The organism is Brevibacterium sp. H602, from assembly GCF_051172395.1.
In the GTDB taxonomy this organism is placed as follows: domain Bacteria; phylum Actinomycetota; class Actinomycetes; order Actinomycetales; family Brevibacteriaceae; genus Brevibacterium.
Genome location: NZ_JBPIZD010000016.1, coordinates 50,583 through 73,284, shown reverse-complemented (window position 1 = coordinate 73,284; position 22,702 = coordinate 50,583). Strand labels below are relative to the sequence as shown.

Here is a 22,702-nt window from a genome sequence, read left to right as displayed (position 1 = left end):
TATTGGGCGCTATGACCAGTGCGGGGGCTTCTGCGAACGGTAGTAGTCCTCGCTGAAGCCGCCACCACCCGAGTCGGCTTCATTGCGCAGAGTCGCCCGATATCGACGTTTCGCCGCTTCGATGCGGGCCCTCCGAGGCTCATCAGTTTCGGTATCGCCGTCCTCGTGCGCTGGCTCCTCCGACTCACCGCCGGACCCGCTGACGCTGGAATCGACCGATTCTCGGTCGCTGCCGACCGATTCGCTGTCGCGATCAGGATCCTCGACGCCGGTGGGCCTGTCAGGCATCGTCGTGCTTCGACCCCGACTTCGCCGAGGCTGTCCCGTCCGTCCCGGATTCAGCCGACACCGACTCACCCGACTCCGCACCGACCGACTCTGCTCCGGCCGAATCCGCCTCGCCCGAGTCAGCGTCGACCAAAACCTCGTCGGCGGAACCCGCGTCGGCGGACTCGTCCCCATCCGCGCTGACGGCGGCTGCAGCATCATGCTGTCCAGGTGCCTTCGCGGGCGAACCTGCACCGTCGTCCCCAGCGCTGTCGGACTTAGCACCTTCCGAATCGGCGTGGACGGACTCGTCGGCCGCCTCGGGGACCTGGTCATTGCTTGCGGTCTGCACGAGGCCGGCTGACCGAAGCTCGTCGGCACGGATCTTGCCGGTGTCGAAGGTCGGCAGGATCTCCTCTTCGACGGGTCCAGTCGAGTTCGACCGTGGGATGAACACCTCGGCGCCGGTGACCTTCTTCGCCTGCGCATGGCGTTCGCGGTAACGGTCCACGGCGGCCTGCAGCTGGGAATCGCCGCGGCTCGAGTTGCCCTTCTGCGCCAGGGCGGTGCGCAGCAGATCCTTGATCTCACCGTCGCCGCGCACGACCGCATCCGACTGGATCCAGTCGATCATCTGATCGAGGCCTTCGGCGGAGTACTTGTGCATCGGCAGACCGGGCACGAGCTTCGGTCGGCTGCCGGTGCGGCCGACGACCACCGAGGCGGCACGCGCCGCATTGAGCACGGCCTGCGGGCTCATCGTCTCCACTGTGGCGCGCCAGGCCTCGAAGATCTTCTCGGTCTCGGACTGCGGGTCGACGAACGCATCGGTCGACCAAACGCGCATGAACTTCCAGCCTCGGCGGCTCAGCTGTTCGGGCAGCACCCGGTCCCGCTGGCGCAGGCTGCGCATCGACGCATACTCGGGTCCGTCACCGGCGACGGCGATGATCATTCCGTGCTCGTCCTCGGTGGAGTTCGCCACGGCCAGGTCGATGCCGTTGTAGTGCTCGTGGGCAACGACGCCGAGCTGCAGCAGCCGGTCGGCGATGTCGTTGAACAGCGGATCGTAGATCTCGCCGTGCGGTCCGGGCTGGTGGACGCCGCCGGTCGCGACCTCCTCGAGCAGCTGCGGGAGCATGACCGCTCCCCCGTTGAGTTTGCTGCGATCGAAGTCCTCGGCCTCGATGCTCGAGACCAGGGTCAGCCGCTTCCGGGCCCGCGTCATCGTGGCCGCGAGGATGCGACGCCCGTCCGGCCCTGACAGCGGACCGAAGTCGTGGATGACGCGGCCGTGGACGGTGCGGCCGTAGCCGAGGGTGAAGATCACGGCATCGCGCGACATGCCCTGGACGCGTTCGGCGTCGGTGACGACGAACGGCTCCTTCGATGAGTCGTTGAAGAACGCCGCCACATACGGCAGGTCCTTCATCGCCCGCGAGATCGCCGCCGCCACTCGCTGAGCATGATGCGGGGTGAGTGCGACGACGGCCAGCGACTCCCGCGACCGGTTCCGCGCGTGCTTGAGCACCAGATCGACGACGCGTTTGACCTCGGCGTCGGGACTCTCGACCCGACCGGTCCCGATGTCCGTGGGGCCTCTGCCGTCGGCGACATAGGAGAATTCGAGGCCGCTGCCTTCACCGGTGTGTGCGGTCGGCAGCGTCGAAATCGTCGAATCGTAGAAGTGCCGGTTGGCCAGGTCGATGAGTCCGACCGGGGACAGTCGGTAGGAGTTCGACAGCCGCATCCGCGGCAGGAACTCGCCGAGGCGGTCCTGCACCGAGCGGGGATGTTTCCCATCGTCCATGCCGAAACGATCGACCGCGATCGAGAACGGGCGAGGTCCGAGCAGCCGGGAGTCACCGAGAGAGATGACCTGACGGGCTCGGGTGATTCCGGGGACGACGTCGGCGACCGAGAGCCGTCCGGCATCGGCGATGACGACCGCATCGAAGAGAGGCAGGGCGGAGAAGAGTTCGGGCACCGTGTACGGGCTGCCCATCCACACCGGGGCCAGAGTCGTCAGCAGTTCGGGTGCCTGAGTGGAGATCCGCTTCGTCGAGGTGTGCTTCGACAGCAGCTCCTGTTTGATGACTCCGGCGGCGATCGGATCGGATTCGATTCCGCGCTTCCATGCCTGCGCATGGTTGAAGCGCAGTCGGGAGGCGCCGGCGGCGACGAAGGCACGGTCGTTCTCGCGGAAGCCTTCGGCGACCTGGTGGAGAGCGGCACCGTCGTGGCGGCCGATCGCGGGATCTTCACCGGCCATGGTCTGCAGCACGGAGGCCCAGTAGGCGAGGTCGAATTCGGGGCCGACGAGCGACTCGTCGACCTTGCGTCGGCGCAGATCGGCCATGAGGTCGCCGAGGCCCTCGCCGTCGAGCTCACGCTGCAGGCGGGAGCGTTCGGGCAGGTCGGCGAGGTTCTCCGAGTCGCTGCCCATCGCTTCGGCGCGTGCCTGGAGTTCCTCGATGAGCATCGATCCGAGGTCCCCGCCGTCCGGGGTCGTCTCGAGGATCGGGGCGAGCTTAGCCATATCGGCTTCGACGCTCTGGAGGATCTCGTCGGCTTCGAGGACGCCGCGCGGGATCTGCGGGCGGCCGTCGTGTCCGGCGAGGTCCGAGAGGATGACCCGCTGGGCGCGGACGTCGATGAGGGCCTCGTGGAGGTCAGTCACCTCGGCGCCGGGGCGGAGGAATTCCGCGGCCGACTTCTTCAGCCGACGGCGCTGCATCATGCCCATCTCGACGCCGACATCGGCCCGGTATTCGGGTGTGCCGGTGGCGGCGATGAGGTCGTCGAGGCGGTGATCGTAGATGTCGGGAGCGAAGTTGTCGAGCGTCTTGCGCACGCGCAGGAGCACGCGGATGGCGCGGGACCAGTCGTCGACATTGCGGCGCGGGTTGAGTTTCGCCTTCTGCAGCACCGGTTCGGTGGCTGCGACGAGGTCGGGGATCATCCGACCGATGCGTTCGGCCACGGTGCGTGCGGCTTCGGCTTCTTCGACGGATTTGAGGTCGGCCCCGAACCAGACGGTGTCTTCGACGTCGAGGGTGAAAGCACCCAGTCGGGCGAGTTCACCGAGTTTGCCGCGCAAGATGTTCCGGCGGTCGTCACTGGCACCGAGGATGTCGTCGTCGAAGCGCACCGGGGTCTGCGGGGAGTCATCACCGGAGGTCAGCTCCGCGAGGTGCTGCATGGTCTCGTAGACGGAGACGTCCCACGGCTTGCGCCTGCGGTGCAGGGAGGAGACATGGTCGGCCAGCGTCGCCCGCTGTTCGTTGAGTTCGGTCAGCAGGTGGGAGAGGTCAGGGCGTTCGGACTTCTCTGCCGAGGCGATGAGACCGATGAGCTGTTTGCGGATATCTGCCGAACCGGCGCGGGTGTCGACCGCGAAGTCGGAGAGTCCGACCTCGCCGAGGCGGGCGGAGAAATCGTCGAGCGCATCGGAGGTCTGCGCGAGGAAGAGCACGCTCTTGCCGGTGTGTGCCAGTGTGGTGGCCACGGCGACGGCAACCTGAGTGGCACCGGTTCCGGGTGGGGTGTCGACGACGACGGAGTGACCGGACACGGCAGCGTCGACGACGGCCTGCTGGTCACCGTCGACATCGATGACGAGGAATTCTTCCTGCGGCTTCCGATCCGGAAGCGGGGTGATCGGCTCCTGAAGCGCAGCGGGTACGACGTCCTCACCGTCGGCGTCAGCCGCGGGTGCTGTCTTCTCAGACTTGGTCGCTGATACGGCTTCGGCGTCGGTCGACGTCTTCTCGTCGTCGGTGGTCGTGTCGACGGCGGAATCGGCGGCAGTGACCGGCTTCGCGGCATCCAGTGGTTCGTCGGTGATCGGCACGGTCGGCTGACCGTAGTCCTCATCGTCATCGGCGTCCGCCGCATCAGCGGCACCGGCAGCTGTCTCTGACGAAGGCTTCTCGGACGCGGCCTTCTCACCGGCCTCCTCGTCGCCGCTGGTCTCCTCGTCGCCGCTAATTGCCGACTCATCGCCGCCGGTTGCCGACTCATCGGCGGACTCAGCGGCATCCTCGGCGGGGTCGCCTTCTGCCGTTTCCGCAGTCTTCGTCTCAGCTCCGGACTTCGCTGTGTCCGCGGAGGTCGCTTCAGGCGCTGACCTTTCATCGCCTGCGGGTTCGGTGTCCTTGTCTTCTGATTCGGCGGCAGCAGCGACACCGGCGACCCTCTTGGCTTCGGCTCGCTTCTGCTCGGCCTCGGCCTTCTCTGCCGCGGCGGTCTTCTCGTCCGGGAGGACACCCGGCTGCGGCACATACGAAGGCCCACCGAGGGAGGCACGCACGTCCTCGTCGCCGGCCAGCGCCCGCAGAACGGGGTGCTGGGTAGGCAGGTAGTCGGTGGAGAACGGGCTCGCGATGTTCGCGAACGTCGAAATGATCAGGCGGTGGTTGATCCGCAGACCGGGCACGTTCTGCCCCAGATCACGCAGACGGTCGAGAGCCGGGCCCGGATCGAACCCGTGCGGTCCGCCGGTCGCGTCGACCCATTCGTCGACGGGCACGTCGAGGTCGTATTCCTCGCGCAGGTGCTGGACGAGTGCAGGGTTGATCGTAATCTCGTTGTCGAGCACGATCTCGTAGTCCTCGACGCGGGACCCGCGAGGCACCAGCGTGATGTGGCGCATGACGACGGGGGCGTTGAACTTGAACTTCGCGTCCTTTTCCGTCCACGAAGCGAATCCGAGCGCCAGGTGAGCGGTGCGGATGCCGCGTTCGTTGTCGAGCTGCTCTGCCTTCGACCGGATGGATTTCGCACGCCGGCGCGCATCCGTGAGGATGTCGTGGTCGCGGATGAGACTGGAGAGTCGGGTGGCGCGACCGGCCAGCAGCTGTGCCAGGCCGGAGGGGTGGGCGCCGGAGAGGTCGATGCTGCCGTCACGCGAGTCCCGGAAATGAAGCATGGTGTCGCGACCGCCCAGATGGGCAGCCTGCTTCTTCCACTCGGCGAAGACATCTCCGAGTTCTGGGAACTGTTCGTCTCTAACGGAATCCGACACAATTCGACCCTAACGAGAATCTGTCCATAATAGGTGCTGGCACACCGTGGAACAGTGAGGTTTCTTCTACGCTACACTGGGTGATCGTGGTTGAGGATGACCACCTGGCCCCCGTAGCTCAGGGGATAGAGCACCGCTCTCCTAAAGCGGGTGTCGGCAGTTCGAATCTGCCCGGGGGCGCCAGAACCACCTGACTGAACAAGTTCCACTTGCCGATGTCGCCCAGACCCACCACCACCGAGTTGGCCGATTGTATCGATCGGCCGCCTCGGTGATTGTCTTCCGGCCTGAAGGACCCGGACCCGAGCTTCGTGATCGGGATTCTCGGACTCGGGCGGGGTCTAGAGGCCAGGCTCTGCCGGGGCCTCGTTGGTTTTGCGGCGACCGTGATCACGGGCGACGCGGACGACCATCGTCGGGCACTGCGAGTACGGCAGCACCGACTGCGAGGTCGAACCGAGCAGGAGGCCGGCGAATCCGCCGCGGCCACGCGATCCGATGACGAGCACTTCAGCCGTGTCAGAGGCGCGGACGAGCACCTCGGCGGGCTGGCCGTCGAAAAGCGTCCACGTGACGTCGAGATCGGGGAACTCCTCGGCCAGACGCTGCTTGGCGACGACGAGCTTGTCCGCGCCCTCGTTGACGAGGCGTTCGAGGTCGGCGGTGCTCGGCAGCCACTCGGGACCGATGACCGTTGTGGTGATGACGGCGACGATGTGCAGCGGTGAGCCACGGCGCACAGCGAGCCGGGCCGCCTTCCACAGTGCCGGAGATTCGGCGCCGAGAGAGTCGACGCCGACGACGACCTTCCCGTCGAAGCGCAGACCTTCGATCGACTCGGCATTCGGGTCGTGGGTTTCGACCTCGACTCCGTCCTGTCGGATCGGCCGGGACGAGGTCGGGTGCGCGGGGCGCTCGGCCTGGTTGTCCCAGCAGGAGGGGACGACGACCGTCGGGCACGCGGAGTGCGCCGGCAGAGCGCTCGAGACCGTGCCGAGGAGACGACCGGCGAAGCCGCCGCGCCCGCGAGAGCCGACAACGGTGAGGCAGCCGGTCTTCGATTCGTCGATGAGCACACCGGCGGCGTCTCCGATCTCGATGACCGCCTCGACGGGAACACCGGCGGCTTTCACCTCGGCGGCGGCCTCCTTGAGCGTGTTCGTCACCGCCGCACGGATCGAGCTGTCGTCGATGGGCACATAGGACACATCGATAGCGGCTGCGGCCACGCTCGGGATCGTGTAGGCGCCGACGAGGCGGATCGGACGGTTCAGGGAGCGAGCCTCCTGGATCGCCCAGGCCAGGGCGTTGCGGCTCGGCGGCGAACCGTCGATTCCGACGATGACGGCTTCGGGCTCACCGGCCGGGGCCGGGTCGGGGTTCTGTGGGCGATCCTGCTCACTCATCGCAAGCTCCTTGGGTCGAAGCGAACTTCTGTTTCGTCCACCCTAGAGCACATTGACGGTGAGAACTTCACCTATGTCACATCGTTATCCGAATTGCGCCAACATATGGACAACACGGTCCCCTATCTGGGACGATGCCCCGTTTTCAGGCGGCGCTGGAGTTGCTGTCAGGCGGCGCTGGAGTACTCGAGGAATGGTCGCCACTTCTCGACGGGTTTGTCGATCCCACGCATCCACAGCTGACCGAGGCGGGGCTCCTGCGGAAGGAAGCTGAGCTTCCATCCGATCTCACTGAGAGTGCGATTGCCCTTGCGATTGTTGCATTCGCGGCAGCACGCGACGAGATTCTCCCAGGTGTTCGCTCCTCCGCGGGACCGTGGGACGACGTGGTCGACGGTGTACGCCGGTTTCGAGCAGTAGGCGCAGCGGTGGCCGTCCCGACGCAGGACTCCGCGACGGGAGAGCGAGACGCGGCGGTTGCTGGGCGGGCGCACATAGCGGGTGAGCAGGATGACGGAGGGCTGATCGAGACTCATGTGCTCGGATCTCACCGGAATGTCCTCTGCGGCCAGGACTGTCGCCTTTCCGGTCAGCACGAGCACCACGGCTCGTGTGAACGGAACGATCGACAGCGGTTCATAACCGGCGTTCAGCACGAGAGTCTTCATATCTCGCCCCTCATCTTCTTCTCTACTGGGCCGAAACCGGCTGCCCCGGCCCCAGGGAACACAAAAGGCGCCGTGCTCATGGGCACGACGCCTGGGAAAGAGGGCACGGAGACAGATATGTACTCCGCACCAGAGACTGGAGCGGCTATTCGAATTATTCGACTATGCCCCATCTGCTTTCCTTCGCATCAGCGGTCGACACCACTTGGTGCCCACCATTTATGGAACTCAATCTTCTCCAGAGTAACGCCGCGCGCGCCCGTGACCCAATTCATACGGCTCGCGTCACGGAAACTTCGGTTTCCGTTCACCGAATCTGGTAGGTGCGAGCGGGAGCACGGGCACCTGGACTGCTCCGATGAGTCGCCTCGGCGAGCTTGCAGGGCCGAACAGCGGGCGCCCGAAGTTTCCGGGCATACGAAAGCTCCCTGTACAACTCGAGGACCGTCGAGTCGTACAGGGAGCTTTCGGAAAGAGAATCAGAGAACGCGGATGAAGGTGACGTTGCCCATCCAGCTGTAGCTGCGCTTCGAGGTTCCCGAGCTCGGCGAACCGGCATCGTACATCTGTCCGCCACCGGCGTAGATGCCGACGTGGCCGGGGTGCCAGATGAGGTCACCGGGCTTGGCTTCGGACTGCGAGACGATCTGTCCTGCACCCTTCTGAGCACCGGAGGTGCGGGGCAGGTTCACGCCGACGTGGCTGTAGACCCACGAGGTGTAGCCGGAGCAGTCCCAGCCGCTCTGGCTGGTTCCGCCCATGACGTAGGGGGTTCCGACGCCCTTCTGGGCCCAGGCGAGGACCTGCTCGGCCTTGGATCCGTCGATGGATCCCGAGTCCTTGGAGTCGGACTCGCCCGAGTCGGACGATCCGCTGTTGGCGGTGTCGTCGGAGGTTCCGGCCGGCTCATCGGAGTCAGCGGAGGAGGTTTCAGCGGGCTTCGGCTTGGGCTTGGGCTTCGGAGCAGCCTCAGCGGTGATGGCCTTGCTCTCGACACCGAAGGAATCGGACTTCTCGTCGTCCTTCTTGTCCTTCTTGCTGTTCGAGTCGTCGCCGATGGTTACGGTCTGGTTCTCGAAGTCGACCTTCTGGGTGGTCTCGGCTTCTGCGGAGACCTTGCTCTGGTCGTCGGCTCCCTGGCCGGCGGCCGGCATCACTGCGGCGGTCAGCAGACCACCGCTGGCAGCGACCACTGCTGCACGACGGCCGAAGACGCCCGAGTTGGCGTTCAGAAGTTCAGTGAGTTCGGTCAGTGGAGTCTTGACCTTGGCATCGGCGGCGCGGCGGCCATGCTGCTTAGTTGCCACGTTTTCCCTCTCGTCCCTATTGGCTGCTCTCAGCCAACCGCCACTATCGGTCCTTGGTATCTCACGGCGAGCGTGGCGCTCGGATCTCGCTGTGAAGTCGTCATTGCGTGAACGACCTCCACAACTGTAACCAATCGGTGACTGATTGTCACGTTTTTGTCACAACCACCGGAGGGAAACCGTGATGTTTTCCATAAACTCGCAGGTCAGAGGCTCAAAATGGCTTGAAATATTCGTAACATTTTCTCGTTATACGACGTGACCCAGGGGTGGAGAATCCACTCCCTGGGTCAGAGATCACAGTGATTTGTAACGAATCGGGGTTCGAGCACCCACTCTTTCGTTACCGTTGCTCGGTCTCGTCGTTATCGAGACACAGCCGTGCCGTTATCGAGACTGCGTCTCGTCCCGTTGCTGAGACGCAGTCTCGTCGCTATCGGGCGGAGGCTTCTGGGCGTCTCAGCTTCGGTAGGCGAAGACGTGCGAGGCGGTCTCGACCGGCAGGTCGAGTACGTCCTGCGCTCCGGGCACCTGCACGGTGATGTATTCGCCGTTGCGTGAGATCTCGACGTCGCTGCCCGGCAGGACGCCGGCGACCTGGAACTGTTGAAGCAGATGGATATCGACCTGCAGGGGTTCGGCCAGCCAGGCGATGGTCAGCTTCTTCGCGCCGTCCCGGCCGACTGCCGTGGCGAGGTCGATGACGTCGGTGGTCTTCGAGGCTTCGCCGCCGATGACGTCGAGTCCGGGGATCGGGTTGCCGTAGGGCCCGGTGGAAGTTTCGGAGAGCAGCGTTACGAGCTTGCGCTCGACCTGCTCGCTCATCACGTGCTCCCAGCGGCAGGCCTCGTCGTGGACGAGTTCCCATTCGAGTCCGACGACATCGGAGAGGAGACGCTCGGCCAGACGGTGCTTGCGCATGACGTCGGTGGCGATCCGTCGGCCCTCCGGAGTGAGCTCGAGATGGCGGTCGTTGCCCACGTGCAGCAGTCCGTCGCGCTCCATCCGCGCCACCGTCTGTGACACGGTGGGGCCGGAGTGATCCAGGCGCTCGGCGATGCGGGCACGCAATGGCACGATCGACTGTTCCTCGAGCTCGATGATCGATTTGAGGTACATCTCGGTTGTATCAATGAGGTCGTTCACTTCTGACCAGCCACTCCACTCTTCGTCTTCAGGTCGTTTCGAACGTTTCAGGCGTTGTCACCATTTCGGGTCGTTCCGACCCTGCTCCGCCCCGCACAGGCGAACCCGTTCGCGGCCGTTGCGATCTGCCCCAATCCTATCGTGCGTTCAGCAAATCCCGTGAGTCGAGGAATCGCCCCGTCCCGGACGCGGCTTCGGTCGCCACCCGACGGCTCGACCGGGGTGTGCATCTGCCCGCTCGGGAGGAATTCGCACCGGTCTGCTCAGCCCGCATTCGTGTAGGACGTCTTGTGCACTGTGAAGAACTCGCGTGCCGCCCGAGCCTGTTCCCGGGGACCATAGCTCGACCCTTTCCGTCCGCCGAAGGACACGTGATAGTCCACTCCTGCCGTCGGGGCATTGACCATGACCATTCCGGCATCGGCGTAACGCTTGAAGTGGGTCGAATATTTCAGGGAGGTCGTGAAGATGCCCGCGGACAGTCCGAACTCGGTGTCGTTGGCCACGGCCAGCGCTTCGTCGTAGTCGGCGACCTCGATCACCGAGGCGACCGGACCGAAGACCTCTTCGACGTTGATCGTGTCGCCCGGCTTCGTGCCCGTGACGAGCGCGGGAGCGAGGAAATACCCGTCCGTGTCCGAGTCGATGAGCTCACCGCCGGTGACCTCCCCGCCTTCGGCTCGGGCCTTGGCGATGTAATCGAGGTCCTGGTCGAGCTGGGTCTTGGAGACCACGGGTCCGATGGCGACGCCTTCGGCGCGGGCGTCTCCGACGGTCAGGGACGCCATCTTCTCCTTGAGCAGGCCGACGAATTCGTCGTGGACATCGGAAGTGACGATGAGGCGGGAGGACGCGGTGCAGCGCTGGCCGGTGGAGAAGAAGGCTCCGTTGATCGCGGCCTCGGCGGCCGCCTCGAGATCGGCGTCGCCGAGCACGACGAGCGGGTTCTTCCCGCCCATCTCGCACTGCACGCTGATCTGGTGTGCCGCGGCCGATGCGATGACGGATCGTCCGACGGCGACGGATCCGGTGAAGGTCACGGCGTCGACCTTCGCCGAGGTGGTCAGTGCGTCCCCGACCACGGAACCCGGCCCCATGACGAGGTTGAGGACCCCATCGGGCAGTCCCGCCTCGGCGAGGATATCGACCAGTGCGTACGCACTGGCGGGGACGAGTTCGGCCGGTTTGAACACGATCGTATTGCCGAAGGCCAGGGCCGGGGCGATCTTCCAGGCCGGGATGGCGATGGGAAAGTTCCACGGGGTGATGATGCCGATGACGCCGATGGGCTCGTGCGTCATCTCGGCGATGAGCCCGGGGCGGACCGAGTCGACGACCTCACCGGTGTTGCGGATGGTCTCGCCGGCGAAGAACTTGAAGATCTGGGAGGCGCGCAGCACCTCGCCCTTGGCTTCGGCGAGCTGTTTGCCCTCTTCCCGGGCGAGCAGATCGCCGAGTTCGTCGGCGCGTTCGGCGATGAGGCTGCCGGCCTTGTCGAGGATTGCGAATCGCTGCTGTGTGCCGAGGTCCGCCCAGGCGGGGGCGGCAGCGCGCGCGGCATCGATCGCCGAGGCGACCGTGGCGGCATCCGCGCGGGCAAAGCGGCCGATCACATCGGAAGGATCGGACGGGTTCGTATTCGTCGACCGGTCCTCACTGGGCACCCGTGCGCCGCCGATGAGGTTGTCGAAGACGGCGTCGGGCCCGTACTGGGTACTGCCTGCTGGGGGTGTCATGGGTGCTCCTTTGCATCGACTGCGCCCGGTTGCGGTGCGCATGTAGTGACCATTGTGCTGGGTGGCCGGCACCGTGTTCCGATTCATTCTGCAACACGGAAAGCCAGTGCCCTGGGGCTGAGCCTCAGGGGTAGAGACGGACGACCTCCCAGGCCGAGGAGTCGTCGAGGTCAGCTGCTTCGTGGCTGCCGTCGGCACGGCGGAAGACCCACCGGTCGTGGAACCGGTTCTGCTGGCCCTGCCAGAATTCGATCTCGAAGACGCGCACGCGGAATCCGCCCCAATGGTCGGGCCGCGGCACGTCCTGGCCCTCGAGCTCGGCCGTCGCGGCATCGTATTCGGCCTGCATCTGCTCGCGGCTGGTCACCGGCTGGGACTGCTTGGACACGGTCGCCCCGATCTGCGATCCACGGGGGCGCACGGCGAAGTACGCGTCCGAGTCCTCGGGGGCGGCCACCTCGGCGAGGCCGCGGATGCGGACCTGTCGTTCCATGTCCTGCCAGGGAAAGTTCACGGCGATGCGGGGGTCGGCCTGCAGCTGCCGGCCCTTCGCGGAGTCGTAGTCGGTGAAGAACAGGAGTCCGCGTTCGTCGAGGCCTTTGAGCAGGACGATGCGCGAGCTCGGGCCCCACTCGTCGAGCGTCGAGACCGTCATCGCATTCGGTTCGCGGACATGGTCGGCCGCCTCGTCGTACCACTGGCGCAGCAGATCCAGGGGTGCGGCGTCCGGGTGTTCGAAGACGGCTGAGTCATAGGACTTCCGGGTCTGCGGGAGACGATCGACGGGCTCACTCATGCCTTCACTCTACGACGCGGCACGGATACGAGTCAGCCGGGTCCCGCCTCGGCGGGGCGGTCGAGACTGGGAATGTCGAGACGGCACGTCCGTCACATGACGGACCGGTCCCGGGCGCCGGGCGGGCCCGCCGTAGAATGTCGAACGTGACTGCGACGAATATTGAGATCCCGAAGAACCTCCTGCCCGCCGACGGACGCTTCGGGTCCGGCCCGGCCCGCATCCGCCCCGCCCAGATCGGGGCGCTGACCTCGGCCGCGACCGAGGTGCTCGGCACCAGCCACCGCCAGGCGCCGGTGAAGAACCTCGTCGGCCGCATCCGCTCCGGACTGGCCGAGCTGTTCAGCCTGCCCGAGGGCTACGAAGTGGTGCTCGGCAACGGCGGGTCCACCGTGTTCTGGGACGTCGCGGCATTCGGCCTCGTCCGCGAACGGGCCGCCCACGCGACCTTCGGCGAGTTCGGTCAGAAGTTCGCAAAGGCCACCGGCACCGCCCCACACCTGAAGTCCTCCCTCATCCTGAACGCCGAGCCGGGCACGTCCGCGGTCCCGTCGCCCGAAGCCCTGGCTGCCGCCGGTCTCGTGGACTCCCCCGCCGAGGCGGCCACCGGCGAGAACGCCGCCGACGTCTTCGCCTGGCCCCACAACGAGACCTCGACCGGCGTCGCCACCCGAATCGCACGTCCGACCGGGATCGCCGAAGATGCTCTCGTCGTCATCGACGCCACCTCCGGAGCGGGCGGGCTGGCCGTCGACATCGCCGAGACCGACGTCTACTACTTCGCCCCGCAGAAGAACATGGGCTCCGACGGCGGACTCTGGGTGGCGATCATGTCGCCGCGCGCGATCGCCCGCGCGCAGGAGATCAAAGACTCCGGACGCTGGATCCCGACCTCGCTCGACCTGGTCACCGCGATCGAGAACTCGGCCAAGGACCAGACCTACAACACACCGGCGGTGGTGACCCTGCTGCTGCTCGCCGAGCAGATCGAGTGGATCAACGGCAACGGCGGACTGTCCTGGGCGGCCGAACGGACCGCTGAGTCCTCCGGACTCGTCTACGACTGGGCGGATTCCGCTGAGGCGGCCCACCCCTATGTGGTCGACCCGGCCGACCGCTCATCGGTCGTGGCCACCATCGACTTCGATGAGTCGGTCGACGCGGCGGCCGTGGCCAAGGTGCTGCGAGCCAATGGCGTCGTCGACGTCGAGCCCTACCGCAAGCTGGGCCGCAATCAGCTGCGCATCGCGACCTTCGTCTCCGTCGACCCCGACGATGTGCGGGCACTGCTTGACTGCATCGACTTCGTCATCGACGCCCTCAAATAACGAGCAGCGCGCCGTCCGCGCAACTCCTCCACGTAATGCCAGAACGCCCCGTTGCAACGGGGCGTTCTGATGTTTACGGGATGTTCCGGCGCTTATGGTGCGGGATGCCGCCAGCGGGACGGAGGACCTCCACTCCGAAAAGATCGTGCTGCGGGGCGTAGGCTCGTGACTGATCGGCGGCAACCGCCGTTGTGAAGGATCTGCCCGGGGAGGCGCACCGTGACCAGCACCGCGACCGAAGCACGAGCACGCACCGTCGACAGCTGTGCCCGCGTCGGCGTCATCGGCAGCGGCATCGCCGGGGCCAGCACCGCTTTCGCCCTCGCTTACCGCGGCGTCGACGTCACCATCGTCGACGATGCCACGGCCGGGCAGGCTACAGCGGCCAGCGCAGGCATCATCGCACCGTGGGTGTCGACGAGCACGGGCGCCTACTACGAGACGTACGCAGCCGGCGGAAACTTCTATCCGGAGTTTCTCAAACGGTTGACTGCGCTGGGCATCCCGGACCTCGGCTACCGCCGATCCGGTGCCCTCGTCGTCAACAATGACCCGGACACTCTCGCCGAGGCGGCTGCGACTATCCGTGAGCGTGTGGCGGCCGCCAGATCCGTCGCTGGCGAGATCCATGACATCGATGCGGCGGAGCTGGCCGAGCTCTTCCCTCCGATCGCTCCGAACATGACTGGACTCCTCATCACCGGAGGCGGACGTGTCGACGGGCGGGTTCTGCGAGATGCGATCCTCACCGGGGCCCGGCAGTATGGCGCCAAGTTCGTCGCTGACTCCGCGCAGGTCATCACCGCATCGGGCAGGGGAACTTCGAGCAGGGGAACATGGTCGGTTCGCACCACCTCGGCGATGGACGACTTCGACGCGCTCGTCATCGCAGGTGGGGCACGGAGTGCTGATCTCCTCGACCGACTCGGTCACCAGGTGGGGATCACTCTTCAGCGTGGCCAGCTGCTCCATCTGGGGCTGCGCGGGGTCAACACATCGCCGTGGCCGACGATTCACCCGCTCGACCACCACTACATTACCCCGTTCGACGGAGGCCGCATCGTCGCGGGAGCCACCAGGGAGGACGGCGTCGGCTTCGACGTCCGCGCAACGGCCGCCGGCACGAAACAGGTCCTCGACGACGCGCTGCGGATCGCCCCCGGCCTCGCCGAGGCGACTGTCCTCGAGGCCCGGATCGGCGTACGCCCCATGTCGACGCGGGAGGGGGCGCTGCCCTACGCGGGAGCGGTCCCGGGCGCGGACGGACTGTGGCTGGCTTCGGGGTTCGGAGCCGGTGGACTTACGATGGGTCCGCTCATCGGCGACGGGCTGGCCAGGCTGATACTCGGCGAAGAGGCAACGGAGATCGCCCACCTGGCGCTGTGAGCTGCGGTCTGACACTGAGCGTTGCGGTTCGGCGCTGTGATCCGCGGGCTGGCTCAATGACTTGAGGACTGTCTCCGCGGCCGCAGATGCTTGTCGGGTGGGTTTCGCGGTTTGCTAGCCTGAGGTTATGACTGCGGCGCTGCCCCGAGCCTTCCGCTGGTTCTGGGCGGGCGAAACCGTCTCTGGTTTCGGCAGCTGGATCACCATGATCGCCCTGCAGGTCATCGTCGTCGACCATCTGCACGCGGGTACTGTCGGTTTGGGCTGGCTGAACGCCTCCCGGTGGTTGCCCTACCTGCTGTTCGGTCTCGTGCTCGGGGCACTGATAGACCGGGTGCGACGCAGACCAGTCATGATCGGAACCGACCTGGTGCGAGCAATTCTGCTGTGTGCAATCCCCGCTCTGTGGTTCGCCGATCTGCTCGATCTTGGCGTGCTCGTCCTACTCGTCGCGCTTCTGGGAACGGCGACACTGGTCAACGACAGCGCTTCGCAGGCGTTTCTGCCCCGCCTCGTCACCCGGAGCAGCCTGCAGCCCGCCCACGCCCGAATCGACGGCACCAACGCGGCAGCAGAGACCGCCGGACCCGCACTCGGCGGTGCGCTTCTCGCCGTCATCTCCGCTCCTCTGGCCGTTCTCGTCAATGTCTCGACCTTTCTGTTCTCCGCGATCGTCGTCGCACTGTTCCGCGTCGAAGAACCCAGGCTACCGCCGCAGTCGCCGCCACCGCCGAAACGGCGGCTCGGACACGAAATCGCAGCCGGCCTGAAGTGGGTGTATACGACTCGAACGCTGAGGGACCTCGCTGTGTGGACACACATCTGGTTCGCCGGGCAGGCGGTTCTGGCATCGGTCACTGCCGTGTACTTCCTCAGCGACGTCGGGCTCAACACCGTCGCTTTCGGCATCGTCATGGGAGGAAGCGGACTCGGCGGCATCGCCGGAGCGCTGAGCTCAGGGACGGTAGGGCGTCGCGTGGGATCCGGGCGGACCGTGATCCTCGCCCACGTGGGCTCGGCCATCGGAGTGCTGGTTCTCATCTCGGCCGAACTCGCCGCGGACGGCGAGGCGGGGAACGGCCGGTCCACAGTCGCCTCGGCGATCATCCTGTTCACCGGGATGTTCCTGCACGGTTTCGGGATCGGGCTGAGCAACTCACATGAGATGGCCTACCGACAGTCGATCACTCCTGACCGTTTCCAGGCGCGGACGAACACGACGATGCGTTCGATCAACCGCGCCGTCATCGTCATAGTCTCGCCGCTGGCCGGATTCCTCGCAGCTGCCACCGGCACCGATTTCGCCTTGGTCCTCGCAGCCGCGATCTTCGCTCTCACAGCAATCGGACTGTGGTTTTCGCCATTTAGGGCTGCGCGACTCGACCGCGACTGAGAATCGCATACCTGGCGGAACAGGTTCGCGCCGCTTCACCGGTCCGCCTCAGGCATCCCACACCCTTAGCCGCAGAACACCCCGTTGCAACGCGGTGTTCTGCCGCTGTCGGTGAGGGGTCCCGACCTTACCCGCGGTGAAGCCACTCTGAGTGCGGTGTGACAGTAACGGTGCGGGATGCCATCCGCCGGCCCGGGGCTGACCGTGACCGGCCCTTACCCGAAGAAGTGGATGAGCACGCCGATGCCGAAGGTGATGGCGGCGAGCATGGCGAGGATGAACTCGATGGCAGCGCCGAGGCCGATCGCCTTGATCGATTCCCAGCTGGAGTTCCACGCCGTCTTCCCGTCCTTGAGGCGGGCATACTCGGCGAGGTAGAGGCCGGCGACGAAGCCGATCGGCAGGCCGAGAACCGGAATGACGAAGAAGCCGATGACGGCGAGCACCCCGCCCAGCAGCACCGAGGAGTTCGGCACCTGCATGGACTTGAGTTTGCGGCCGGTGAGCACGAGCGAGGCGCTCATCCCGGCCGCGACGAACACGGCGACGATAGCGAAGATGATCCACGCGCTCGGTCCGCCGATGATGATCGCCCAGATGAGCACCGCAATGGCGATGAGGATCGACCCGGGCAGCACCGGCACGATGATGCCCAGGCAGCCGACGAGGATCGCCAGGCCGACGAGCACCGAGGTGATGATGTCAGTTGTCACAGTCCGTCCGTTTCCATCGCTCGACCCTCGAATCCCTCGCCGAGGCGGTCGATCGAAATTCTATGACACGAACCTCCGGGCCCGCCGAGTGCCGAATCCCGCTCGAACCCGTCAGTGTCCGCTGCCGCCGGGCGGCCGGCCCTGATAGCTCATGTGCAGCCGGATCCGGGACTTCGGGTCCCGGTGGAGGCGCAGGTCCTTGGCCGTGATCATCCACAGCAGCCCCACGGCGAAGGCGATGATCCCCGAGGCGGCTCCGACGACGAGTGCCATCCGCGGCCCGAAGGCATCGGCGACCCAGCCGGCCAGCGGTGCCCCGATCGGGGTGCCGCCCATGACGACGGCTGCGTAGATGGCCATGACTCGGCCGCGGTAGTTCGGCGCGGTCGTCGTCTGCACATAGGCGTTGGCCGAGGTCATCATCGTCAGCGATGCGAAGCCGACGAACATCAGCGAGGCGGCGAAGAGATAGTAGTTGGGCATCAGCGATGCCACGCCGACGGCGATACCGAATCCGCCGGCGGCGCCGAAGATGAAGCGCAGGCGGGGCTTCTCCCGCCTGGCCGAGGCGAGCGCCCCGGTCACGGACCCGATGGCCATGACGGAGTTGAGCAGACCGAAGCCGCTGGCGTCCTTGCCGAACTCGATCTTCGCCATCGTCGCCGTGTAGATGTTGAAGTTGAATCCGAAGGTCGCGACGACGAACAGCACGACGAGCACGACCGTGATGTCCGGACGTCTGCGCAGATATTTCAGTCCGCCGAGGACTCCGCCCTTGCCGCGTCGACCGGAAGGATGCAGCTTCGACTTGTCGAGCCGGAGGAGCACGGTGAGCGTCGCTGCGAAGCCGAGTCCGCTGATGAGGAAGACGGGACCGGGTCCGATGACGGCGGTGAGCACACCGGCCACGGCGGGTCCGATCATGCGGGCGCCGTTGAAGGACGCCGAGTTGAGGCTGACGGCGTTCGGCAACAGCTTCTCACCGACGAGTTCGGAGACGAAGGCCTGCCTGGCCGGATTGTCCAGGGTCGTGAGCATCCCGAGCGTGAACGCAAGCACGTAGACGTGCCAGAGGACGATGACGTCGGTGATGGTGAGGACGAAGAGGACGAGTCCGATGAATCCCAGCAGCGCCTGAGTGACCATGAGCAGACGCCGTTTGTCGAACTGGTCGACGAGGTTTCCCGCGAACGGGAACATGATCAGCTGCGGACCCAGCTGCAGAGCCATGGTCAGGCCCAACGCCGAAGCGTTGTTGTCCGTGAGCATGGTCAGGACGATCCAGTCCTGCGCCGTGCGCTGCATCCATGTCCCGGTGTTGGAGATCAGGGCACCGGCGAACCAGTGCCGGTAGTTCGGCTCCGACAGTGACCGGAACATCTGGGACATCGAGAGGTTCAGCCCTCCTGGAACTCGAGCTCGCCGGAGTAGTCGTCGACGACGGCTTCAGCGGGCTCGTTGTTCGGCCGTCTCACATCGGTCTCCGAATGCGCACCGCACCCGGATTCGAGTCCGACCACGCGACCGTCGAACGGCGACCACGCATTGGCGCAGACCCCGAACTTCTGACGCAGCGATCCGGCGATCGGCATGAGGTAGCCGCAGCTGCCGCAGTGTCCGGCCGCGCGAGAGGCGAACTCGCTGTCGGGTCCGGCATCGGATTCCGACCACCGGCTCGCGGCCGCGCTCAGCCCGTCGGAGGAGAGCACGCGTTCACGACCGAGACCGAATTCGAAGTTCTGGATCTGGTCGACGTTGTCCGCCGCATTGTCCTCGGTCTGCTGGAAGCCCGGCTGCAGGTTCGGATCCCGGTCGAGCTTCGGCAGGGTATCCCGCGGGCCCATATCGCCGGGTTCGAGACGTTCCTCCCACGGCACCCATTCGGGGGCGACGAGAGCATCGGGACCGGGCAGCAGCGCGGTTTCGCAGACCGTGACCTTCTTCGCGCGCGGGGCACGGGCGAGCACGGCCACCCACCGCCAACCGCGGTAGGTCGGGTCGGTGCACACGAAGTAGTGGGTGACCAGGCGGGTCGCCTCGGCCACCGTGCCCAGGTGTTCGCCGACGACGGCGGTGCCGGCCACCTCGGTGATGGCGGTGCGGGCGATATCGATCGCCGCGGCCAGCTGGGTGTCGAGGACGACCTTCTCCGTGCCCGATCGCGCACGACCGGTCTTCGATGCCTTCGCCGAGGCGGCCGTGCCGGAATCCTCAGCGACCGCACTTGCAGCGGCGGTCGTTTCACCCGCGGCGGCGGGCGCGTCAACGCCCGGGGTTGCCTCGGTGGTCTGTTCGGCGTCGCTCTCGGCGGGCGCGGCGGTCTGCCGGGCCAGCCAATCACTGAACAGTGATGACATCAGGACTCCAAATCGTCGGCAATCGCCCGCAGCAGGCTGGCGACCTTGTTCCCATGGGTGGGGTCCGGATAACGGCCGTGCTGCAGTCCGTTGTTGAGGTCATCCAATACTTTGATGACATCTTCAACCATAACTGCCATGTCCACGGCCGGACGTCGGCGGGCCTTGGCAACCTTGGCCGGAGTGTTCAGGGGGCGGGCCTTGAGCACCTGCGCTCCGCGGCGGGAATCGACGACATCGTATTCGAGTCGGGTGCCCTTGGTGACTTCGAGTCCTTCGGGCAGCACGGAGGAATGGAGGAAGGCCTGTGAGCCGTCCTCGGCGATGACGAAGCCGAAGCCCTTGTCGGCATCGAACCATTTCACGCGTCCGGTGGGCATGATGTCCTTTCTGTCTGTTCGTACCCGCTGATGCGGGCTGATCGCACGGTGCCCGCTGGTGCGGGCCGTGTGTCGGTCGGCTGTGGAGTTGGATTCCGCAGCCGGGAAGCTGGTCAGATCATGTGATCGCTGTGCTCGTGCGCCCTCATCACCGACGGTCAGACTAGGCCGGGCGCATCGCATCGGCGTTGTGTCCCCTGACTCTCACCGATCCGTGAAGGTCACGTGCACGGTGGCGGCGAGCGCCTTATCGGCGGCGGGAGATCACGGGTGCGTACACGACTGGGTGGTCGACCGCCTCGGCGAGGTGGGGATCCGCACCCTTCGATCACACTGTGCGGGTGGGGCTCATGCCCGCACCCGGACCTGCGGGGCGAGGCATGAGTGATGGTTTCAGCGGTGGCCCACCCCGGTCTGTCTGCGTCGGAGGGCGGCTCGGATCATGGCCACGCAGGCGAGGATGACGGCGATGGGCACGAGGATCATGGGCAGGAAGGTCAGCAGCGGACTGGGCGTGAGTCCCATCCAGGCCTGGCCGAGGACGCCGATGAGGCCGAGCGCCCCGATGGCTGCGGCGGCAACCGCGGCGACGACGATGGTCGTGTCGACTCGAGTGGCTGACAATGCGCGTCCTTCCGTCCGATCTCTGATCCTTCTCTGCGCCTCCATTGTACCCCTCGCGATAGACTGATCTGCGATGTCAATGACCTTCAGCCAGTGGCTGTCCCACAGTGCAGATGCCGACTTCGAGTCCTTCGTCCGGACCCGTCGCGACCTCCTCCAACCCGAGTCCCCGACGATGGCGGCGCTGGCCGCGGCCGCGTCCTCGCGCATCGGGGTCTCCCGTGGCATCGAAGCCCTCGACGCGCAGTCGCTCGAGGTCTTCATCGCCTTGGCCAAGGCGGCCCGGACGACGCCGGAGATCAAGATCACGGGCAATGCGCATATCGATCCCGCCCTCGCCGAGGCGGCCCTGCCCCGACTGCGCGACCTCGGCCTGGCATGGCCGGCCGGTGGGGACGGGATCTGGCGGATCCAGTCCGAGGCCATCACCCTGCTGCCCACCTCGGCGGCCGAATCCGCCCGAGCCTATCCCTGGCAGATCGACCCCTCATCGATCGATTCGAGCACGGCCGCGATCGGTCAGCCTCTCATCCACAACAGCGAACAGGCCGCCGTGGCCGAGGTCATCTCATCCCTGCGCGGCCTCGTCGACGAGCTCGCCGCCTCCCCGATCTCCCGGCTGACCAGCGGCGGCATCTCGAAACGGGACGTCTCCCGACTCGCCCGCACCCTCGAACTGAGTCTCGAGCAGACGATCACCCTGCTGCAGGCGGCGAAATCGCTGCACCTCATCGGAGTCCTCGACGATGCGCTCGATCCGCAGTGGACGGCCGCCGACGATGCCGATTCCGCCCTCGCCGGTGATCGCGCCGAACTGTGGGCGGCGCTGGTCGGGGCGTGGCTGCGCGATCTGCTCGACGTCACGCAGCTGGCGGCGGGGGCGAGCGAGAACGAACGCCTCACCGTGCTCGCAGCTCCGAAGAAGTCCCTGTTCAAGGGCTATGGGCTGTCGGTGCCGGCGATGCCGCTGCTGCGCTTCGCCGTGCTCTCTGTCCTCCATGACATCGGTCTGGGTTCGGCACGGTCGGCCGAGTGGATCCACGCCGAGGCGCTGCGTCGGCATCCGCTGCTGCCGGCACACGACTTCGCGATGACCGAGGCCGTTCTCCATACCTGTGTGAGTTTCGGGCTGGCGACGACTCCGCTGCAGGAGCCGGATCATTTCGGTCCGAGCCGGTTCGGACTCCGTCTGGCCGCCGGACTGGATCGGGCGATGGCCGAGCATGCCAAGCAGGACCCCTCGATCCTGCCGTTGGGTGTGTCCGTCGACGCCCTGACAGTGCCCGGCGATGTCATCGCAACGGTCACCGAGGGGCTCGGGGCCGAGGTCGACACGGTGCTCATCCAGTCCGATCTCACCGCGGTGGCCACCGGCCCGATCGAGCCGCGGGTCCACCATATTCTGCGCAAATATGCCGTCGTCGAAGCACGCGGCCAGGGCACCGTCTATCGCATCGACGGCGAGACCATCGAAGACACCATGCAGTCCGGGATCACCCCGGAGGAGGCCTTGGCCGAGCTCGCGGGCATCACTGCCGAAGAGCTGCCGTCGACCTTGGAATTCCTCGTGCAGAACACGGCCTCGAAGCTGCGCCGAGTGCGGGTGGCAGGGGCCCGGGCGGTACTCATCGTCGACGATCCGGTCGACCTCGATGTCATCCTCTCCGATCAGGCCATGATGTCGGCCGGTCTCGAACGTCTGGCTCCGACCGTGGCGATCGCTCAGCTGGGCCCGGAGCGGACGATGCACCTGCTCGAGGCCGGGGATCATCATGCTCTGCTGCATTCGGCGGCCCGGCCGGTGCGCAAACGTCGGGTGCTCACCGAATCGGAACCCGAGGTCAGCGTGAGGCGACGTCCGCGGGTCAGCGACGGCCACCTCGGCGAATATGTTCGGATCCTGCGGTCGGCACCGACGGCGGCCGCACAGGTGAGCACGGACGAGCCCTTGGGACATATGGATCGGCTGCGGGAAGCGGCGGAGGCGAAGCAACGCGTGCTCATTCGGATCGCGGATTCCCACGGCAAGGAGCGGACGATCGAGATGCTGCCAGCCACCCTCAACGCCGGCCGCGTCCGCGGAGTGGTGACGACCACCGGCGCCGAGGCCTCCCTGTCCGTCGCCCGCATCGTCTCCGTCGACCCCTCCCCCTAATTGCTACCTGACGG

The 22,702-nt window shown here is 66.2% G+C and carries 17 protein-coding genes and 1 tRNA gene; 5 read left to right on the top strand and 13 right to left on the bottom strand.

Annotated elements, in window-relative coordinates:
• Positions 1-9 precede the first annotated feature (9 nt).
• Entirely contained in the window at positions 10-288 is a 279-nt protein-coding gene (locus ACSBQT_RS12975) for a hypothetical protein (RefSeq protein ID WP_410708707.1), read from the bottom strand.
• The gene (locus ACSBQT_RS12970; protein WP_435001891.1) at positions 281-5,293 is read right to left on the bottom strand and encodes a DUF4011 domain-containing protein; all 5,013 of its coding nucleotides are present in this window, start codon (positions 5,291-5,293) and stop codon (positions 281-283) included. Before ACSBQT_RS12970 ends, ACSBQT_RS12975 begins: the two co-directional genes overlap by 8 nt.
• A gap of 107 nt (positions 5,294-5,400) precedes the next feature.
• On the opposite strand from ACSBQT_RS12970, the gene ACSBQT_RS12965 reads away from it, so the two are divergent.
• Positions 5,401-5,476: transfer RNA gene (locus tag ACSBQT_RS12965), tRNA-Arg, on the top strand.
• A 158-nt stretch (positions 5,477-5,634) separates the two neighbouring features.
• Here the strand turns inward: ACSBQT_RS12965 and ACSBQT_RS12960 are convergent.
• The 6 genes from ACSBQT_RS12960 to pdxH all read right to left on the bottom strand — a co-directional run bounded on the left by ACSBQT_RS12960 (position 5,635) and on the right by pdxH (position 12,352).
• On the bottom strand, positions 5,635-6,699 hold the full coding sequence (locus tag ACSBQT_RS12960; RefSeq protein WP_410708709.1) for a universal stress protein: 1,065 nt from the start codon (positions 6,697-6,699) through the stop codon (positions 5,635-5,637).
• Positions 6,700-6,866: 167 nt separating this feature from the next.
• Entirely contained in the window at positions 6,867-7,367 is a 501-nt protein-coding gene (locus ACSBQT_RS12955) for an HNH endonuclease (protein WP_139468172.1), read from the bottom strand.
• 479 nt (positions 7,368-7,846) lie between these two features.
• Positions 7,847-8,674 (bottom strand): C40 family peptidase, encoded by an 828-nt coding sequence (locus tag ACSBQT_RS12950; RefSeq protein WP_410708710.1) that lies wholly within the window; start codon positions 8,672-8,674, stop codon positions 7,847-7,849.
• A 459-nt stretch (positions 8,675-9,133) separates the two neighbouring features.
• A complete protein-coding gene (locus ACSBQT_RS12945; RefSeq protein WP_139908932.1) occupies positions 9,134-9,820 on the bottom strand; it encodes a metal-dependent transcriptional regulator in 687 nt (228 codons plus the stop codon).
• A gap of 263 nt (positions 9,821-10,083) precedes the next feature.
• Positions 10,084-11,556 carry an aldehyde dehydrogenase family protein gene (locus tag ACSBQT_RS12940; protein WP_410708711.1) on the bottom strand — a complete coding sequence of 491 codons (1,473 nt, stop codon included), beginning with the start codon at positions 11,554-11,556 and terminating at the stop codon, positions 10,084-10,086.
• Positions 11,557-11,680: 124 nt separating this feature from the next.
• Positions 11,681-12,352, bottom strand: a complete 672-nt coding sequence (gene pdxH, locus ACSBQT_RS12935; RefSeq protein WP_410708712.1) for a pyridoxamine 5'-phosphate oxidase — start codon at positions 12,350-12,352, stop codon at positions 11,681-11,683.
• A 146-nt stretch (positions 12,353-12,498) separates the two neighbouring features.
• Between pdxH and serC the strand changes: the two genes are divergently transcribed.
• The 3 genes from serC (at position 12,499) to ACSBQT_RS12920 (ending at position 16,459) form a co-directional block, all read left to right on the top strand.
• Positions 12,499-13,680 (top strand): phosphoserine transaminase, encoded by a 1,182-nt coding sequence (gene serC, locus ACSBQT_RS12930; RefSeq protein ID WP_410708713.1) that lies wholly within the window; start codon positions 12,499-12,501, stop codon positions 13,678-13,680.
• 219 nt (positions 13,681-13,899) lie between these two features.
• Positions 13,900-15,066: an NAD(P)/FAD-dependent oxidoreductase gene (locus ACSBQT_RS12925; RefSeq protein WP_410708714.1), complete on the top strand. Its 1,167-nt coding sequence runs from the start codon at positions 13,900-13,902 to the stop codon at positions 15,064-15,066.
• A gap of 127 nt (positions 15,067-15,193) precedes the next feature.
• The gene (locus ACSBQT_RS12920) at positions 15,194-16,459 is read left to right on the top strand and encodes an MFS transporter (RefSeq protein WP_410708715.1); all 1,266 of its coding nucleotides are present in this window, start codon (positions 15,194-15,196) and stop codon (positions 16,457-16,459) included.
• Positions 16,460-16,674: 215 nt separating this feature from the next.
• Here ACSBQT_RS12920 and ACSBQT_RS12915 read toward each other — a convergent pair whose 3' ends face one another.
• The 5 genes from ACSBQT_RS12915 to ACSBQT_RS12895 form a co-directional block, all read right to left on the bottom strand.
• The gene (locus tag ACSBQT_RS12915; RefSeq protein ID WP_410708716.1) at positions 16,675-17,172 is read right to left on the bottom strand and encodes a DUF456 domain-containing protein; all 498 of its coding nucleotides are present in this window, start codon (positions 17,170-17,172) and stop codon (positions 16,675-16,677) included.
• A gap of 111 nt (positions 17,173-17,283) precedes the next feature.
• Complete coding sequence (locus tag ACSBQT_RS12910; protein ID WP_410708718.1) at positions 17,284-18,561, bottom strand: MFS transporter; 1,278 nt, start codon at positions 18,559-18,561, stop codon at positions 17,284-17,286.
• Positions 18,562-18,569: 8 nt separating this feature from the next.
• Complete coding sequence (locus tag ACSBQT_RS12905; RefSeq protein ID WP_410708720.1) at positions 18,570-19,529, bottom strand: DUF3027 domain-containing protein; 960 nt, start codon at positions 19,527-19,529, stop codon at positions 18,570-18,572.
• A complete protein-coding gene (locus tag ACSBQT_RS12900) occupies positions 19,529-19,909 on the bottom strand; it encodes a cold-shock protein (protein ID WP_167199047.1) in 381 nt (126 codons plus the stop codon). The genes ACSBQT_RS12905 and ACSBQT_RS12900 overlap by 1 nt, the downstream gene beginning before the upstream one ends.
• A 393-nt stretch (positions 19,910-20,302) precedes the next feature.
• Entirely contained in the window at positions 20,303-20,533 is a 231-nt protein-coding gene (locus ACSBQT_RS12895) for a hypothetical protein (RefSeq protein ID WP_410708721.1), read from the bottom strand.
• A gap of 73 nt (positions 20,534-20,606) precedes the next feature.
• Here ACSBQT_RS12895 and ACSBQT_RS12890 point away from each other — a divergent pair, with 73 nt between their 5' ends.
• Positions 20,607-22,688: a helicase-associated domain-containing protein gene (locus ACSBQT_RS12890; protein ID WP_435001890.1), complete on the top strand. Its 2,082-nt coding sequence runs from the start codon at positions 20,607-20,609 to the stop codon at positions 22,686-22,688.
• The last annotated feature ends 14 nt before the right edge of the window (positions 22,689-22,702 follow it).